The following is a 17,739-nucleotide window of genomic DNA, read 5'->3' as shown; positions in this document are numbered from 1 at the left end:
CAAATCACAGGGTAGAATATGCCACATTACCTGGGAGGATATTATGGCTCTTATTTCATTGCGCCAGCTCTTGGATCATGCCGGTGAACACAATTACGGCGTTCCAGCGTTTAACGTAAACAACTTAGAACAAATGCGTGCAATCATGTTAGCCGCAGATGAAACAAATTCACCTGTAATCGTGCAAGCTTCGGCAGGTGCGCGTAAATATGCAGGTGCTCCATTCTTACGTCACCTTATTTTGGCAGCGATTGAAGAATGGCCACATATTCCAGTGGTAATGCATCAAGATCATGGTACAGACCCTGATGTATGTCAGCGTTCAATTCAATTAGGCTTTTCATCAGTGATGATGGATGGTTCTTTGGGTGCAGATGGCAAAACACCAACATCTTATGAATATAATGTTGATGTCACTCGTCGTACAGTTCAAATGGCACATGCATGTGGTGTTTCTGTTGAGGGTGAAATTGGTTGTTTGGGTAGCCTTGAAACAGGTATGGCGGGTGAAGAAGATGGCGTAGGCGCAGAAGGCGTACTTGACCATTCACAACTTCTCACTTCTGTTGAAGAAGCGCGTAGTTTTGTTGCCGATACGAATGTTGATGCGCTTGCAATTGCTGTAGGTACTTCACACGGTGCGTACAAATTTACACGTCCACCTACAGGCGACATTTTGGCAATTGACCGTATTAAAGAAATTCATGCGGCACTTCCAAATACACACCTTGTGATGCACGGTTCAAGTTCTGTGCCACAAGAATGGTTGGCTGTGATTAATCAATATGGCGGCGACATCAAAGAAACTTATGGTGTTCCTGTTGAGCAATTGGTTGAAGCGATCAAACACGGTGTACGTAAAATCAACATTGATACAGATTTACGTTTAGCATCTACAGGCGCAATGCGTCGCATGATGGCTGAGCAACCAAGTGAATTTGACCCACGTAAATTCTTTGCAAAAACTGTAGATGCGATGAAACAAATCTGTGTAGATCGTTATACAGCATTTGGTACAGCAGGTAATGCAGATAAAATTCGTCCAATTTCTTTAGAGAAAATGGTTGAACGTTATAAATAATTGTTATTAGATTATTTATAAAATAAAAGCCCACATTTTGTGGGCTTTTTCTTGAACTAAAAAATGGAATAAAAGGATCGTAATGGAGCTTATTTTTTCAGCAGCCTTGTGTAGTGTACTGGTTTCGATCCTGCTTAAAATTGCAAAAAACAAAGGTTATGATACCTTGCAAATGATTGCATGGAATTATGTAATAGCCAGTATTTTAAGTTATTTTTGGTTTAAACCTGATCTTGCTCATATTTCAATTTTGAATACACCATGGTGGCTGATTATTGTTTTAGGCGTGGTTTTACCCAGTATTTTTTTATGTCTAGCAAAATCTTTGCAAACAGCAGGTATTCTCAAAACTGAACTTGCTCAGCGTTTATCCGTAGTTTTGTCTTTATTAGCAGCTTATTTTTTATTTCAAGAACAGTTTAATACCTTGAAAATGGTGGGTACGGTTCTAGGAATAGTTGCAGTACTTTTTATTGTTCTTTCACAAAAACAATCAGTTGAGCATACCGTTGAACAACAAGGCATTTTCTTTTTATTGAGTGTGTGGATTGGTTATGCGCTGGTTGATATTTTATTAAAATATACAACGAGTTTGGGATTACAATTTGCTGTGACATTAAACTTAATGTTTATTGCGGCGTTTATTTTTACGACTGTTTATTTGGTACTTAAAAAAACACAATGGCAAAGTAAAAATGTGGTGGCTGGTCTTGCTTTAGGGCTATTAAATTTTGCCAATATTGCACTGTATGTTAAGGCACATATATTGTTAAAGGATTCTCCAGCTATTGTTTTTGCAGGTATGAATATTTTGGTGGTGTTATTGGGTGTTGCTGCTGGACTGATTATTTTTAAAGAAAAATTGAAATTATTCAATTTAGTAGGATTATTTTTAGGATTAATTGGCGTGATATGTTTGGCTTTGGCGATCTAAGCTTTATGTTTTTCAAAGGTCGATTCAAATATTAATTTGGTTATAAAGTCATTAAAACATCATATTTTGATCATAAAAGTTTAAGAAATAGAGTGGAAAATAGGCGAGAGCTTTCTTTGTAGTGGTGTATGTGCCATGAATCAAGACCTATTTTCTACGCTATATGCTTCACTTTATCAAAACTAAGTACAACTTATTGCCATGCGTGAAGAACATGAACCAGACTTGATGAAAGTCTGTCAAGATGGTCGCTTATGGGAATTACATTATACGTCTGTGCCTCATTATTTAGAAATGGGAATATATATTCGTAAAGCTTTAGCGCAAAAATCTGAAGGTACACGTATTCCTTTTGTGGTCATGGATCAACATACAGGGCAGATTGTAGGTACAACCAGTTTTCGAGATTTTGATTGGGATGTGTGCCGAGTAGAAATAGGTTATACGTGGTATGCACAATCTGTGCAACGTAGCCATATTAATACGCAGTGCAAATTTCTTTTGTTGCAACATGCTTTTGAAGTTTTACAACTCAATTCAGTTATTTTACGTACAGATATTTTGAACCTAAAAAGCCAAAAAGCGATTGAACGAATTGGAGCAAAACGTGATGGGGTTTTACGTCAGGATGCTTTAAGAAAAGATGGTTCAATTCGAGATACGGTGATTTATAGTATTGTGAAAGATGAATGGAAAGAGATTCAACAACATCTTACAAATTTAGTTACTGGTTAATTGCTATCAATTTTACCTATTTCAAGACCTACGTGGACGTAGGTCTTGAGTTTTAAAAGTTATTTATAGTAGGTTTCAATAGCTTTTTGTATAGTGTCAGCAGCAATTTTATTAAACTGATAGCATTGATTATTTTTGCTAAAAATAGTGGTTTCCTCAAAGCTATCATCATTTGCAAAGTGATATCGTCCTTCGCCAGCACCAGTTTTTCCCTTGTAAGAATATTCTATCGCGGCAGGAAGGTAGTTCTCGGATGTATCATTCAAGTACATCCAAGAATGATTTAACCAATTGCCATAAATTTTAGCTTGAGGGTATGTTGTGCTATTGGTGTAAAAATTTGATGTTTTGAAGTCAGATTCCCAATAATTAGGACTAAAGGTTAAAAAGTCTTGATTAGTACTCACATAATCTGAACATATATATTTTGCCCCTTCAGGGAATTTCACATGAGCATTAAAAAGTCGATCCAGTTTTGGATTGGTATCATAGATCCCAAGTATATTTTCTGTGAGTTCAAGTCCTGATAAATCATCTATTGAATATTTGACTTTAAAATCAAGTTTTCTTTGTGTATCAGCAGGAAGGCTATAATGTAAATAATAGATTTCATTCCAGTTGGTTGTTTCTATTTTATTTATAAATGCGACAAACTCTTCTGTTATAAGGCTTGATTTTTCTGAAGGTGGAATATAGATATTCTCTGTGAGAAAACCATTAGTATTAATTTGAGGAGTCCTAATATCACTCGGATTTGTAATGTTTTTTTCACTTACAAATACTTTATCTTTATCAATTCTTCGTGTAACACGTGAAATATCAATATCACCATTATTTTGATAAAAATAAGAAAATGAATCCGTACCTTCAAATACACTAGTCGTTGGAGTCGTTGGAGTCGTTGGAGTCGTTGGAGTCGTTGGAGTCGTTGGAGTCGTTGGAGTCGTTGGAGTCGAAGAGCTATCATTGCTACTTCCACCCCCACAACCTGTCATGAATATAGATAACGTGAGCAATGTAAGTGAGTATTTTTTCATTATATTTTATTCCTAATCTTGGAATTTTTTGGGTTTTAGAACTTAAAAGCTTAAATGTTTTAATAAATAAAGTAAATAATATTGTAAGTTTAAATTAATAATAGGGCGGTTTTGTTACACAAATAAAATTTAAGTTGAACCGACCTAGCTCGCGTTATTTCAGCACACATTAGTTTAATATCGTGTGTGAGGTAAAAAGGCATTAAAATCAATTACTGATCACAACATAAGTAGAAATAAAAAAGATATTCTATTTATTTATATTCTGAGTATTCAACAATAAAATGCTTCTCTAAAACTTTCAATCAACTCAGGCGGTACGCGAGTTGTTTGAGCATTAGTACGCATAAAAAGTTCACCTTTATAATAAAGTGGTCGATCAGCTTTATTACATTTAAACACTAAAATAGTTTTTCCATGAATTTGAATATCTTCAAGTGTAGAATAAATATTGGAAATTTTGTGACTTTCATGCGCGAGTTTGTCAATCAAACTACGTTTCATCAAGTCTAACGAGTTATTAAAAAAATCTTGCATTTCTTGTTCTATTCCCACAATTTTTAAATCATCAGAAACCCCAATAAATACATAACCATTTCGTGTATTCATAAAGGCAAAACAAGCTTTTGCCCATTTATCAGACTTGCGGTTAGTTAATAAGTCTGTAGTACGTTCCTTAAATTCAACGCGTTGATTTTCTCCAAGATGAATTAAGTTGAGATAATAATCAATATGGGGCTTTTGCTGATAATGTTGCAAGGTCGTTTTAATCTTTTCTAAGGATGTATAAGCGACTACGGTTTCAAGATTGTGAATATTTTGCCATTGGTAAATCAGTTTGATTTTATGCTCTATAGAAACATCTGAGTCTGCTAAAAAATCAAAACTCTGATTTAAAATCTTTAAAATTTCACTATAAATTTCATGGCTATGGATCGGGATTGAAATTTTATTAAAAGTTTCTTTTATTCGTATAATTTTTTTTTGAAACTCAAAAGGCTCTTGATAAAAACTTAAATATTTAAACTCATTTAAAATATGTTCATAGGGGCGATGGAAAGAAGCAGGAAAAAGTTGTTTAGGAGGAGTGTCGATATATTTTTCTATTTTTTGAAAATAATGTTTCAGTGTGGAATATTTTAAAGATTGGTAAATATTAATTTCAAATTTTTCAGAAAGCTCTTTGGTAGTATAGGACTGAAAAAATAATAACGTTTGGATTTCTTTATAGCTATTGGGGTAGTCGTGCCAATGGGTTTCTAAAAACTCATTAAAGTTTTTAAATTTATTGGTGATATATGTGTTTAAATCCATCACACACCTTTTCCTTGACTGTATGGTGTTTTGTATTTTCAACAAATATGTCAACAGACTATTTATATCACCTTATGTATAAGTGATTTATATTTAGAAATAAAGATACGGTGTTATTTGATGCACTAAAATTGTTAGAAAATATACCAAATATTTCAGTTTGGTGAAATAAAAATACAAGGGGTTAAAGTCAGGCGATAATCAATCATATAAGCGATACACTCCACTAAAACGCTCACAACCTTTTTGCTCTGTTTTAATCGTTAAAATAGCTTTTTGAAAATCAAGTCGATATTTACAATCATGTTCATTATCTAGAATCTCATTTTTTTTATCAGGCGTGGTATAAGATAATAAAGAAATAATCTGTTTATCTTTGTGATTATTTGGGTTTCGATAAGCCAAGCCTTCAATTTTAATACGATCTTTGGTGAGTTGATGTACTTGAATGTGAACAGGTTGTTTGGATATTTCCCCTTGTTCATATTTGATAAAATGTTGCGTTAAACTTTGATTCATCGAGGTATAAAAATTTAAATCTTCTAAACGAATATCAAATTGTTGTTGAAAGCATTCACTTGATTTACATTGTTGTAAACGATTTAACCAAAGGCGGTTACTATCATAAAGTAAGCGAATAGGCGCATCAGTGATAAGGTATGCTGTTAAATATTTTTCATTTAATTCTGTGCGTAAACTTTCAAATTGACTTGAGCATATTTTCTTTAAGACAGTAGTGTTTTGCTGTTGACAGTCAATAGGCAAAGCGTGCGCCACTGAAGTAAGGGCACAGCTTAAAATAAAACCAGATAAAAGGTTTTGAATAGGATTAAATTCTGTATTCAACAGCATGATCGCTTATACTTTCACAATGTTTGCATCCGTACTATACGAATTCGAAAGTACGAATACAAGATTTTTAAAAATTAAACATCGCATAAAGGAACTGAAAATGATCATACCGATTCGTATTGGGCAAGGAATGGATGTGCATGCCTTTGAAGAAGGTGATTTTGTGACTTTAGCAGGGATTCAAATTCCGCATACACAAGGTTTAAAAGCACATTCTGATGGGGATGTTGTTCTGCATGCGCTCAGTGATGCATTACTTGGTGCTTTAGCCTTAGGAGATATTGGTCAGCATTTTCCAGATACAGATCCAGAGTTTAAAGGTGCCGATAGTCGTAAACTTTTAAAACATGTGTATCAACTTATTTTAGATCGTGGTTATGTACTCAATAATGCTGATATTACTGTGGCATGCGAGCGTCCAAAATTAGCAAAACATAATTTAGCAATGCGTCAAAGTATTGCAGATGTATTGGATGTTGATGTTACTCAGATTAGCATTAAAGCAACGACGACTGAAAAGTTAGGTTTTACAGGTCGTCAGGAAGGAATTTTATCGACTGCGACAGTGTTGATTAGTCATCACAGTAAATAATGTTAAAAATTGCTGAAATAGAGATTGATGCTTTATTTCAGCAAAATGTGCAGATTAATGTTGCCAAAAACCCGCAATGATTTGATGCGTGTGTTTATGTTGAAATAAATATAATGCGCCATAAGCAAAAATATATGAACCTTGTAAGGTTGAATCTAAATAATAATCTTCATCGATTTGCAAATAAAACTGATAATCTTTTTGGAGATGTTCAAAATAACAGGCAGTATCTTGGATTAATTTTGGCTGTTCTGAATAAGTAATAAAGTTAAATTTGGACTGATGGACATGTTGAAAAGGGCTTAAATAGCTTTTACATAGATCAGGAAGGTAGAAAGCAACGGCATTTCCTTCAGGTGAGGCATCATGTTCAAAAACTTCAATCGCAATATCAGGGAAAATTTGCTGATCAATACGAGTATTAAAATCGTTATGTACAAAGATACTTAAATATTTTTCAGGATTTTCTTTTTTCTGAATGGTTAAATAGAAGCGATAATCTTCAAAGGTAGATAATTTGTCGGTCAGAATTGCTGGAGGACAACCACCAATCCAACCGATTGCATCAGTTGGATGGTCATCGTAAATTTTTGAGATGAAATTCATTAAGCAAAATGGTCAGCATTCATCAAAGAATGTTGCAAATCCAAAGTCGATTTACGACCTTGCAATTGTAAGCTGACAGCATGAATTAATCCTGTCCAAGTTTCATTGGGTTCCCAAATTTCATGCATCAACTCTTGAGCTGTAGGCATGTCCATATCCATAAAATATTGACGATATAAATATATTAAGCTGCTGACACGCATATTTTTAGCACAATGTACCCAAACCATTTTTTCTTGTACAAGGTGTGCAAGCATGTCTAAAACAAATAAGCATTGATCATCGGCTGGCGTATCCCAAGAGATCGGGATTTGAATATAATTTAACCCAAGTTCAGCACAAATTTTATCTTCATGTTCGAGATGTGGATTTGCATCTGTAAATGCCAGATTAATAATTGTATCAACACCGTATTCTTTAATCTGTTTCAACTGTTCAGCAGTAGGTTGTCCTGAAGTGAGTAGGCGTTCATGGACAAACTGAAAGTCTGCGATTTGACTGAGTTCTTGTTCAAGTTCGTTCATAGCATTCTTACAGGTATACAAAAAAATATAATGACATCATAAACAAAAAACGCCATCTATGTAGATGACGTTTTTAGATTAATTAACGATTTGGCAATATTTCTTTTAAAGCCGCATCCATTTCAAGTAAGGTTTTTTCTGTTGTTTCCCAGTCAATACAACCATCTGTGACAGATTTACCGTATTCAAGGTCACATAGATTTGCAGGAATATCTTGACGTCCACCTTTAAGATGACTTTCAACCATAATACCTACAATTGACTTATTACCATCTAAAATTTGCTCTGTGATATTTTTCAATACCAAAGGTTGTAAGTATGGGTCTTTATTTGAGTTAGCATGACTGGCATCAATCATGATTTTGTTGCTCACTTTGGCTTTAGCAAGCGCATTTTCAGCTTCCGCAACAGAACCAGCATCATAGTTTGGTTTACCATTACCACCACGTAATACAACGTGTGCATAAGGGTTACCTTTGGTGCGAATAACAGAAACTTGTCCTTCGTTATTTAAACCTAAGAAACTATGACCATGTTTTACAGATTGCATTGCATTGGTTGCAACGGTTAAGCCACCATCTGTACCATTTTTAAAGCCAACTGGTGAAGATAGACCAGATGACATTTCACGGTGGGTTTGGCTTTCAGTAGTACGCGCACCAATTGCAGACCAAGAAATCAGGTCTTGATAATATTGTGGTGAGTTTGGATCAAGTGCTTCAGTTGCACAAGGCAAACCTTTTTCATTGAGCTCAACTAAAAGCTGACGACCTAGGCGTAAACCTTTTTCAATATTGAATGAATCATTCATATCAGGGTCGTTAATTAGACCTTTCCAACCTACAGTTGTACGTGGTTTTTCAAAATAAACTCGCATAATGATATAGAGTGTATCTTTGACTTTTTCACTCAGTACTTTTAAGCGATCAGCATATTCATGAGCTGCTTTTGTATCATGAATTGAACATGGACCAATGACGACAAATAGACGTTTGTCATTGCCATCTAAAATATTGCGAACAGTTTCACGACCATGAAGTACAGTTTGATAAGCAGTTGCTGTTAATGGTAATTCTGCTTTTAATTCTGCTGGAGTAACAAGTGTTTGAATGCTTTGGACATTCACATCATCAATATCTGATTGAGTAATAGGATTAGACTGTTGTGTATTCATTGCCGTCACTGGGGTATTAGATCATACAAAAAGTATTTTTAGTAATTTGAATATAACATGAATTGATTCAAGTTTTGTTCAAATAAATCATTAAAACTTTAGCATCAATACATAATTATTAGTTATGTATAAGTGGATAATATTAAACTTGATATCGTTGGTCAATCTGAATCAACATTGCAGTTTGTGGTTTTTCTACAGGTTTGCTTTTTACAGGATTGATAATAAAGTTGACACCAAGCGCAAATAAGGTGATTCCTAAAATTTTACGAATGAGTTTTTCAGGCATACGAGAACTGATCAGTGTACCCACAATAATCGCTGGAATTGAACCCACTAGTAACCATCCAAGTAAATGGAAATCGACATTACCTGAAGTCATATGTGCAAAGCCTGCAACAGACGTTAATAACACTGCATGTACAACGTCAGAACCAATAATTCGGATCATGGGTAGATTTGGAAACATTAAAATTAATGCCATAATGCCAAATGCGCCTGCACCTACAGATGACAAGGTAACAAAGACACCCAGTACAACTCCCATGATGATCACATAGAGCTTTTTACCTTCAATATTAAAAGCTTGCTCTGATAAATTCCCTTTTTTTTCTACACGTATTTTGTCAAAAAAGCGCTCAATCTGTGCTCTAAACATAATTGAAAGCCCAGTGAGTGTGAGCATAAAGCCCAAAACCATTGTTAACACTGTTTTATAATGTGTAGAGTTACTTAGATAGTTATCTAAAACCCAATGTGTAATAAATGATGCAGGAATACTGCCAAGTGCTAGCCACAAAACAATGGGCCAGACGATATTGAGTTTTTTTGCATGCACCAAAGAACCACAAAATTTTGAAATAGCGGCATAAAGCAGGTCTGTTCCAATGGCAATGTGAGGCTCAATTCTAAATAGACTAATAAGAATAGGGGTCATTAATGAGCCACCACCCACACCAGTAATACCAACACAAAAACCAACGAGTACGCCAGCTAAAATAAACTCAACAGGACCAACCATGACTGAATTGCCAAATATCAAAAAACTGGCATATCTTATGACTTTTTAATATAAGTCGTTGTCTTGATTGTTGATTTACTTATTCTAAAAAATGCTAAAGTAAAAACGAACTATGAGATTAATCAACAATATTAGAATTCTGTTCAATCACACTTGTTAAATTTGCTAATATAAAACGTGATTGGCTTTATATTTTATTTCAATAAGGATTTTATCTTGCAAAATCGAAAACTTAAAATTGGAATCGTGGTGGGTGAGGTATCAGGCGATACGCTTGGGGCTAAGCTTATTCGTAGTTTTCGTGAGCAAGGCATAGATGTTGAGTTTGAGGGGATTGGCGGTCCTCAAATGATTGCAGAAGGCTTTAATAGTTATTATCCAATGGATATTTTGTCTGTGATGGGCATTGTTGAAGTTTTAAAAGATATTAAAAAATTATTTGCTGTACGTGATGGATTAGTAGAAAAGTGGAGTGAAAATCCTGTTGATATTTTTATTGGCGTCGATGCGCCAGACTTTAATTTACGTCTTTCAAAAAGTTTAAAGCAAAAAAATCTACCGATTAAAACGGTTCAGTATGTCAGTCCTTCGGTATGGGCATGGCGACAAAGTCGTGTTTATGGCATTAAAGCCAGCATCGATTTGGTGTTATGCCTATTTCCATTTGAAAAAACATTTTTTAAGAAATTTGATGTCCCTGCGGCTTTTGTTGGTCATCCTTTAGCGAGTGAATTGCCTTTACAAAATCCAATTTTAGACGCAAAGCAAGAGCTTGGTTTAGACCTAAGCGAAAAACATATTGCGTTACTACCTGGTAGTCGTCGTGGTGAAATCGAGCGCTTAGGTCCTTTGGTTTTAGATGCGGCAAAAATCATTCATGCTAAATATCCAGAATATCAATTTGTGATTCCTGCTATCAATGATTTACGTAAGCAACAAATTGAAGAACTGTTAAAAAGCTATCCAAAATCACTTATAGATCAAATTCATTTACTTGAAAATAAAGATAAAGAATCAAAAATAGGTCGACAAGTCATGAATGCCGCCAATATTGTTGCATTGGCTTCAGGTACAGCAACTTTGGAAGCTTTACTTTTACATCGTCCCATGGTGACGTTTTATAAGTTAAATTGGTTGACTTATTTTATTGCTAAATTAATGGTAAAAATTCAGTATTATTCATTGCCAAATATTATTGCAGGAAAAAAAGTGATTCAGGAATTGATCCAATCTGATGCGACACCTGAAAACTTGGCGGCTGAAATTGAAAAATTAATGAATCAGGAAACAGCGCAGATTCAAGCGATGCAGTTGATTACCATGCATAAACAGCTTTTATCTGATAATAGTGAAGATCCTGTACAGGCGGTTTTACGCTTTCTCTAAGATTAATGATAAAATATTATGGTAAATAACTGATTTAGATCATATTTTATTGAGGTTTTTATTTGAATGTTGTTATACTGCTATGTTTGAAAAGCCTAAGCAAATCATGAAGATTCTTAGGTATAGTATTGATTTAAATAGATATAGAGCATGACGAAAAAAGTAGTTTTATCTTTAATGAGTAGTGTGATGATTTTAACAGGGTGCCAAACCTCGTTATTAGGACAGAAAAAACCACAAGCAGATTTTGTATATACAAATCAACAGAAATGTGAAGATCCAGTGCAGTTAAAAGTCGGGCAAACATTCAGGTTTAATGCCGCAGAAAATGTGACTACAGGCTATTATTGGGCACTGACTTCGTTTGATGATACTTTGTTAAAAGTAGAGCAGTCCTATGTATCAGATTATGCTAAACCTAATATGGTTGGAGTCGGTGGTACAAAATCTTTTATATTTACCGCTTTAAAATCAGGTCAGACAGAGATTGAGTTGCATCATGGGCGTGGTGGAAGTCGTTATGACAGTGTATCTTGGCAATGTAAAATTCAGATTTCTGATGCTATTCAATGATTCAATTTGATTAGACATAAAAAAATGGACATTACAGTCCATTTTTTTATGTTGGTAAGAGTTTTTAAACACGAATACTGATTTCATAACCCGTATATTTACGAATATTGATCACGCCTGTATCCATAATCAGATATTGACCTTTAATGCCTTGAAGCTTGCCGCGGATAATCGGAGTTTTATCCAGATTATGTGACTTAATCTTTTCAGGATATAGATCTACAGGATAGACAAATTCACGTGGTAACTCATTGTCCAATAATTCAATGCCTTCATTAAATTCAAGATTTTGTGCAAATTCATCACGAATAGTTTGAATTTTTGGTGCAAATTCTTCAATCAATTCATTTTTAATTTCAACTAGATTAATTGGATCAGCTTCACCTTTGAGTAACTTGCGCCAATCTGTTTTATCTGCAACCTGAGTTCCAAACATCACTTCAAGCTGACCAGAAAGACGACGTGAACCTACTTTCATGATTGGTAAGGCTTGAGTCGCACCTTGATCGAGCCAGCGTGTTGGCATTTGCCCAAGACGAGTAATCCCCACTTTTAAGGCACTCGAATTGGCTAAATAAACAATGTGTGGCTGAAAACAAACTTCATGGGCAAAACTGTCTTCACGGCATGTTCCCAAGTGATAATGACAAGTTTCTGGCTTCATGATACACATATCACAAGATGCTTTAGTCTTCATGCATTTAAAGCAATGCCCTTGAGAATAAGACTTCGGCGTTTTAGATCCACAAGAAACACAGTAAATATTACCTGTTGCTTCGATTTCGATCTCTTGCCCTAAAACAAAAGGGAGATCAATTTCTGTACGATCTAATATAAATTTATATTCAACATTTGCCTTATGTGTTTGCTGATCAGTTACACTAAGGTCTTTAAGACCTGCATGCATTTTATGACAAATGCCTTGTAGTTCCATGTTTCGTTACTCACTTCAATAAAGGTGCAGTTATGGCTCAGCAAAATGTCATTACTTCTATGCTAGACGATTTATCGCATGAACAGCCTATTCAAACTGCAGTGTGTATTGGGCAAAATTTAGCGCAATACAATACAAATCATTCAATTCAATGGACGTATTTTAACGTATCTGATTTTTTAAATCTGCCTTTTACACAGCGATATGATTTAGGTTTTGTATTCTTTGATACAGATCAAATGCTAGATGTATCAGATCAACATAAATCACAATTATTAGTGAAGTTACGTGATTTGTTAGCAAAGCGCATCGTTGTTGCTTGTAAACTTAAAGATGAACAATTATTAAGAGCTTTAGGTTTTACTCAGCTGATTGATAAAACTGCTCATGAAAATGACTTCGCGTTGTGGCAATTTAATATTTTGACTTATAAACATGTACCAGATTGGTTTAATTCTAAGTTTTGGGCAAATCCTGAAAACTGGAATAAATTTCGTTGGTAATTTAAAAAAATTATAAAAGTATGATCAAATATGAAAGCTGAACTTTTGTATTTGGTCATCATTTTCAACTTAGTTTTAATCTTAATATTCTAAATCCAATCATTTTATCTTTAAAACCATCATGATTAAAAAATGAAAATGGCAATCCATGCCATGCAGAAAGTCATTCTAAAAATCTTGCAAAAACATAACAATTGTTTTTTGGCAATTCACCAAAAGCACAGTATTCTAAATTAGACTTCATAATAGTAATTAGGAAAAATGATGACTAATTTAAGCAATATTGTAGAAATTTTAGCGAAACAAGCATTAGGTGGTGGACAGCAGCAATCTCAACAAGGGGGACTTGGTGGGATTTTAGGTTCAGTACTTGGCAGTTTAGGTGGACAGCAACAACAGCAGTCTCAACAAAGCGGCTTAGGAGGCGTTCTAGGTTCAGTTTTAGGTGGGTTAACAGGTGGGCAGCAACAAGCGCCACAAACTCAGCAGAGTGGTTTTAATGCACAATCTTTATTAATTGCAGTTGTACCATTGGTATTGGCATGGATTCAAAAAAATGGTGGTTTACAAGGTGCTTTAGATCAACTTAAAGGACAAGGTTTAACGAGCCAAGTTGACGATTGGGTTTCGACGGGTGAAGGTGCAAATGCAAGTTTAAACCAACAACAAGTACAAAATTTATTTGATCAAAATGATGTAGAACAGGTTGCGCAACAAGCACAAGTACCTACACAAGATGTATATAGTGCAATTTCTTCTGTATTGCCTGAAATTATTGATTCACTGACACCACAAGCAGGTCAAACTGATCATAATGAAGCCAATAATGATATTCAAAATGTTCTAAATCTAGTGTCAGGATTCTTAAAATAATTTATATAAAGTTATATTTTTAAGCTAAATCAAAGTGTTATTTTTTATTTTAACACTTTGATTTTAAATGAAAAGGTGTAATGTGTGGCTTAAAAATGGAATGACACACAATATTTATAAATGAAAAATATAAAAGTTATAGGAGGTACTTATCAATAAAACCTTAAGTTTTTACACGCTTTTCAACGACTCCTAAATCAAAAGTATTTCTTAAAAAATCGGCAATACAGTACTGCATCTCATCGTACACGTTTGACTGTAAACGTGAATTATTTTTAGATCATTGGCGTTATTGAAACTCGATTTATAGCTTAAGAAATATCAAGTCACACAACATCAGAAATAAGACAGTCAAAACTCAAATACAGGGCTACATTTTATCCATACCGTATAGAAGACATCTATATGCAAAATAAGGAAATCCTATGAGTGATACACATGTTTACCATCCCCATGAAAAACGAAATCGTGTTATGTCGATTGTGGGAGCAGCGTCAGGTAATCTCGTTGAATGGTTTGATTTTTATATCTATGCCGCATTTGCTGTTTACTTTACCCATGCTTTAACTGCACCAGACATGAGCGATTCTGCAAAAGCAATCTATGTCTGGGGTGTCTTTGCTGCCAGTTTTTTTATGCGTCCTATAGGAAGTTGGTTGTTTGGTCGCATTGGAGATAAATATGGACGTAAAAAATCCATGGTCATTTCCATCACCTTAATGGCGATTAGTTCATTTTTATTTGCGTGTTTACCAAGTTATGACCAAGTGGGTATGGCAGCGCCATTTTTATTGTTGGCTGTACGTCTGTTGCAAGGTTTATCTGTAGGTGGCGAATATGGCACAGTTGCTACTTATATGAGTGAAGTTGCACTGAAAGGGCAACGTGGTTTTTATTCTTCTTTTCAATATGTCACTTTAGCAGGTGGGCAATTATTGGCAAGTTTATTGGGTGTCATTATGTTGGCATTAATGACCAAAGAAGAACTTATGAACGGTGGTTGGCGTATTCCTTTTGTGATTGGTGGTGTGGTTGCGATTTTATCCTTTTTTGCTCGTCGTCATTTAAAAGAGACATTGTCGAAAGATGACAGTCAAAGAGAGGGTTCTGGTACATTAGCAGAATTGTTGAAAAATAATTTAAGAACCTTCTTATTGGTGGTTGGCTATACTTCGGCAGGCTCTTTAAGTTTTTATGTGATTACAGTTTATTCAAAAACTTATATTACGAGTCTTGGTTTTGAGGATAGAATTGTTGGTTATATGATGACCATTGCATTGTTTGTCTTTATGTGTGCTCAGCCATTTTTTGGCATGTTGGCAGACCGTATAGGACGACGTGCTTCCATGATGATTTTTAGCGTGAGTTGTGCGGTATTTATCTATCCTGTCATGGTGATCTTAATGCCAAGTTTTAGTGGTTCACCTGTTATGGTGACATTATTACTGATTTTTTTAATGTTATTACTGAGTTTTTATACGTCAATCAGTGGCTTAGTCAAAGCTGAAATGTTTCCATCGCATATTCGTGCTTTAGGTGTGGGTTTTGCTTATGCTGTTGGAAATGCTATTTTTGGTGGTTCAGCGCCCGCAGTTGCATTGAAGTTTAAAGATTTGGGGCATGAAAATACATTTTTTGTTTATGTGGTTGTCATGCTTATTATCTGTTTATTTTGTAGTATGCAATTACCAAAACAGCCAAAATATCTACATCATGATGTTTAAGTTTAATGATGTTTAAATTTATTTGAATGAGAAAAAACCGAATTCAGTTGTTCGGTTTTTTTATATTTAAAATGATCAAAATGTTTTTAGCATCCAAATTTCACAAGCATGGCTGTGTCCAGTATTTCCTTTCGGTGTAGGTAAATGTTGAAAACCTAATTTTTCGTAGAGTTGGACTGCTTGATGTAGTTGTTTTGTGGTTTCTAAATAACACGCATAAAAACCTTGTTGTTGTGTAAAAGAAAAAGCGTGTTCTAAGATTTTTTTAGCAAAACCAAAACCACGTACTTCAGGAAGAAAATACATTTTTTGGATTTCTAAGATAGATTCATCACCTTTTAAAGGGGCTAAACCACCACCTCCAAAAATCTGCCCAGATTCATTTTCAATGACCCAGTATTGACTATTTGCAGCAGAATAAACTGTAAAAAGTTGATCTAACACTGGATCTGCAACAGCAAAACCTGATTCGGGAGCTAAACCAAATTCTTTGGAAACTTCACGTATAATTTGAGCGAGTTGGGCATTATCTTGAGGTTGTATTTTGCGTAATGAGTACATAATTTTATGAGATAAATAAAATAAAAAGATGGATTTTTATAATACGATCTCTCGTATAAATCCACCTTTTTACACTATAAAGGTCAGTTCAAAAGAACTATTTCAATTCACTTGATGATTTTCCAAGTTCACGACGAGCAATAATTAATTGTTGAATTTGCTGTGTGCCTTCAAAAATATCTAAAATTTTAGAATCACGTGCCCATTTTTCTAAAAGTTCATCTTCGTTATAACCCACACTTGCAGCAAGTTCGACACATTTTAAGGTGATTTCATTGCCTATACGTCCAGCTTTTGCTTTTGCGATAGAAGCTTCACGTGAATTTGGTTTTTTATTGTCTGCCATCCATGCTGCTTTAAGCATCAGCAAACGAGCTGCTTCCCATTCAGCTTCCATACGATAAATTTGTGCTGCAATATTAGAAGATTGTAAATAAGGTGTCGTATAGTCAGCATCAAGTTGATCTTGAAATATTTCTTTTATACGTTCTAAAGAAGCTTTTGCACAACCAATTGCCATTGCGGCAACGAGAGGGCGCGTATTATCAAAAGTTTCCATCACTCCAGCAAAACCTTTGGCAACATCAATTTCAGCATTACCCAGTAAGTTCGTCGCAGGAACACGACAGTCAATGAAGCTAATGGCTGCTGTGTCAGAGGCTTTGATGCCCAGTTTGTGTTCAAGGCGTTCAACTTTCATACCTACTGTTCCTTTCGGTACAACAAAAGACTTAATTGCAGCACGACCGAGCTTTTTGTCTAAAGTTGCCCAAACAACGACAGAATCTGCACGTTCACCAGAGGTCACAAAAATCTTTTCACCATTTAAAATATAGTCATCACCATCTTTGGTTGCAGTTGTACGAATGGCAGCAGAGTCAGAACCACAGCCTGGTTCTGTGATCGCCATCGCTGCCCAAGTCCCTTTAAAGCGTTCAAGTTGTTCATCGTTAGCAACAGCCGCAATCGCAGAATTGCCTAAACCTTGACGTGGCATAGATAATAATAAACCTGTATCGCCATAGCACATTTCAATAATGCCTAGTGCAGTGGACATATTGGTACCATTTTTATTGCTATTGTCCTGATCACCACGTTTATTAATGGCTGCACCTGCATTTAAACCATCACCGCCATCATTCATGCCATCAAGTAAAGATGCAAGCATATCTAACTCTTTTGGATAGGCATGTTCTGCTTTATCATATTTACGAGAAATAGGGCGTAAGACGTTCAATGCAGTTTCATGTGCTTGATCAATCAACATTTTAAATTTTTTAGGATTTTGTAAATTCATGATGATTTTCCTGAGTTA

Annotated in this window: 19 protein-coding genes; 9 read left to right on the top strand and 10 right to left on the bottom strand. The window is 34.9% G+C overall.

The genetic code is table 11. The features are described from left to right. Positions 1-43: 43 nt before the first annotated feature. The 3 genes from fba to HX005_RS08155 all read left to right on the top strand — a co-directional run bounded on the left by fba (position 44) and on the right by HX005_RS08155 (position 2,750). Positions 44-1,081 (top strand): class II fructose-bisphosphate aldolase, encoded by a 1,038-nt coding sequence (gene fba, locus HX005_RS08165; RefSeq protein WP_107009023.1) that lies wholly within the window; start codon positions 44-46, stop codon positions 1,079-1,081. An 82-nt stretch (positions 1,082-1,163) separates the two neighbouring features. Beyond that, positions 1,164-2,015 carry an EamA family transporter gene (locus HX005_RS08160; RefSeq protein WP_286376971.1) on the top strand — a complete coding sequence of 284 codons (852 nt, stop codon included), beginning with the start codon at positions 1,164-1,166 and terminating at the stop codon, positions 2,013-2,015. 201 nt (positions 2,016-2,216) lie between these two features. Continuing rightward, complete coding sequence (locus tag HX005_RS08155; RefSeq protein ID WP_286376970.1) at positions 2,217-2,750, top strand: GNAT family N-acetyltransferase; 534 nt, start codon at positions 2,217-2,219, stop codon at positions 2,748-2,750. Positions 2,751-2,809: 59 nt separating this feature from the next. On the opposite strand, the gene HX005_RS08150 is transcribed toward HX005_RS08155, so the two are convergent. From HX005_RS08150 to HX005_RS08140, 3 genes are all read right to left on the bottom strand, one after another. Continuing rightward, positions 2,810-3,787 (bottom strand): hypothetical protein, encoded by a 978-nt coding sequence (locus HX005_RS08150; RefSeq protein WP_286376969.1) that lies wholly within the window; start codon positions 3,785-3,787, stop codon positions 2,810-2,812. Between the two features lie 273 nt (positions 3,788-4,060). After that, complete coding sequence (locus tag HX005_RS08145; RefSeq protein WP_286376968.1) at positions 4,061-5,101, bottom strand: AlbA family DNA-binding domain-containing protein; 1,041 nt, start codon at positions 5,099-5,101, stop codon at positions 4,061-4,063. Positions 5,102-5,302: 201 nt separating this feature from the next. Then, positions 5,303-5,953, bottom strand: a complete 651-nt coding sequence (locus tag HX005_RS08140; RefSeq protein WP_286376967.1) for an A1S_1983 family putative colistin resistance protein — start codon at positions 5,951-5,953, stop codon at positions 5,303-5,305. Positions 5,954-6,053: 100 nt separating this feature from the next. Between HX005_RS08140 and ispF the strand changes: the two genes are divergently transcribed. Continuing rightward, positions 6,054-6,545, top strand: coding sequence for a 2-C-methyl-D-erythritol 2,4-cyclodiphosphate synthase (gene ispF / locus HX005_RS08135; protein ID WP_107009017.1), 492 nt, complete (start codon positions 6,054-6,056; stop codon positions 6,543-6,545). A 54-nt stretch (positions 6,546-6,599) separates the two neighbouring features. Here the strand turns inward: ispF and HX005_RS08130 are convergent, their stop codons facing one another. The 4 genes from HX005_RS08130 to HX005_RS08115 all read right to left on the bottom strand — a co-directional run bounded on the left by HX005_RS08130 (position 6,600) and on the right by HX005_RS08115 (position 9,870). Beyond that, on the bottom strand, positions 6,600-7,151 hold the full coding sequence (locus HX005_RS08130) for a hypothetical protein (protein WP_286376966.1): 552 nt from the start codon (positions 7,149-7,151) through the stop codon (positions 6,600-6,602). Next, a complete protein-coding gene (locus tag HX005_RS08125) occupies positions 7,151-7,675 on the bottom strand; it encodes a protein tyrosine phosphatase family protein (protein WP_286376965.1) in 525 nt (174 codons plus the stop codon). The genes HX005_RS08130 and HX005_RS08125 overlap by 1 nt, the downstream gene beginning before the upstream one ends. Positions 7,676-7,757: 82 nt before the next feature. Then, a complete protein-coding gene (locus tag HX005_RS08120) occupies positions 7,758-8,849 on the bottom strand; it encodes a 3-deoxy-7-phosphoheptulonate synthase (RefSeq protein WP_286376964.1) in 1,092 nt (363 codons plus the stop codon). A gap of 142 nt (positions 8,850-8,991) precedes the next feature. Then, entirely contained in the window at positions 8,992-9,870 is an 879-nt protein-coding gene (locus tag HX005_RS08115; RefSeq protein WP_107009013.1) for a sulfite exporter TauE/SafE family protein, read from the bottom strand. A gap of 216 nt (positions 9,871-10,086) precedes the next feature. On the opposite strand from HX005_RS08115, the gene lpxB reads away from it, so the two are divergent. Both lpxB and HX005_RS08105 read left to right on the top strand, forming a co-directional pair. Further along, positions 10,087-11,256, top strand: coding sequence for a lipid-A-disaccharide synthase (gene lpxB / locus HX005_RS08110; protein WP_286376963.1), 1,170 nt, complete (start codon positions 10,087-10,089; stop codon positions 11,254-11,256). Between the two features lie 150 nt (positions 11,257-11,406). Continuing rightward, positions 11,407-11,829 carry a protease inhibitor I42 family protein gene (locus HX005_RS08105; protein ID WP_286376962.1) on the top strand — a complete coding sequence of 141 codons (423 nt, stop codon included), beginning with the start codon at positions 11,407-11,409 and terminating at the stop codon, positions 11,827-11,829. A 64-nt stretch (positions 11,830-11,893) separates the two neighbouring features. Here HX005_RS08105 and HX005_RS08100 read toward each other — a convergent pair whose 3' ends face one another. Next, complete coding sequence (locus HX005_RS08100; protein WP_286376961.1) at positions 11,894-12,763, bottom strand: DUF2797 domain-containing protein; 870 nt, start codon at positions 12,761-12,763, stop codon at positions 11,894-11,896. 32 nt (positions 12,764-12,795) lie between these two features. Here HX005_RS08100 and HX005_RS08095 point away from each other — a divergent pair, with 32 nt between their 5' ends. From HX005_RS08095 to HX005_RS08085, 3 genes are all read left to right on the top strand, one after another. Continuing rightward, on the top strand, positions 12,796-13,266 hold the full coding sequence (locus HX005_RS08095) for a DUF6231 family protein (protein WP_107009007.1): 471 nt from the start codon (positions 12,796-12,798) through the stop codon (positions 13,264-13,266). A 264-nt stretch (positions 13,267-13,530) separates the two neighbouring features. Then, complete coding sequence (locus HX005_RS08090) at positions 13,531-14,139, top strand: YidB family protein (RefSeq protein ID WP_286376960.1); 609 nt, start codon at positions 13,531-13,533, stop codon at positions 14,137-14,139. Positions 14,140-14,564: 425 nt separating this feature from the next. Further along, a complete protein-coding gene (locus HX005_RS08085; RefSeq protein ID WP_286376959.1) occupies positions 14,565-15,863 on the top strand; it encodes an MFS transporter in 1,299 nt (432 codons plus the stop codon). A gap of 75 nt (positions 15,864-15,938) precedes the next feature. On the opposite strand, the gene HX005_RS08080 is transcribed toward HX005_RS08085, so the two are convergent. After that, positions 15,939-16,424, bottom strand: a complete 486-nt coding sequence (locus tag HX005_RS08080; protein ID WP_286376958.1) for a GNAT family N-acetyltransferase — start codon at positions 16,422-16,424, stop codon at positions 15,939-15,941. A 97-nt stretch (positions 16,425-16,521) separates the two neighbouring features. Further along, on the bottom strand, positions 16,522-17,721 hold the full coding sequence (locus tag HX005_RS08075; protein WP_286376957.1) for an acyl-CoA dehydrogenase family protein: 1,200 nt from the start codon (positions 17,719-17,721) through the stop codon (positions 16,522-16,524). Positions 17,722-17,739: the final 18 nt, after the last annotated feature.

It is taken from the genome of Acinetobacter sp. R933-2 (genome assembly GCF_030325485.1).
GTDB classification, from domain to species: domain Bacteria; phylum Pseudomonadota; class Gammaproteobacteria; order Pseudomonadales; family Moraxellaceae; genus Acinetobacter; species Acinetobacter sichuanensis.
This window is presented reverse-complemented; position numbering and strand designations above follow the sequence as displayed.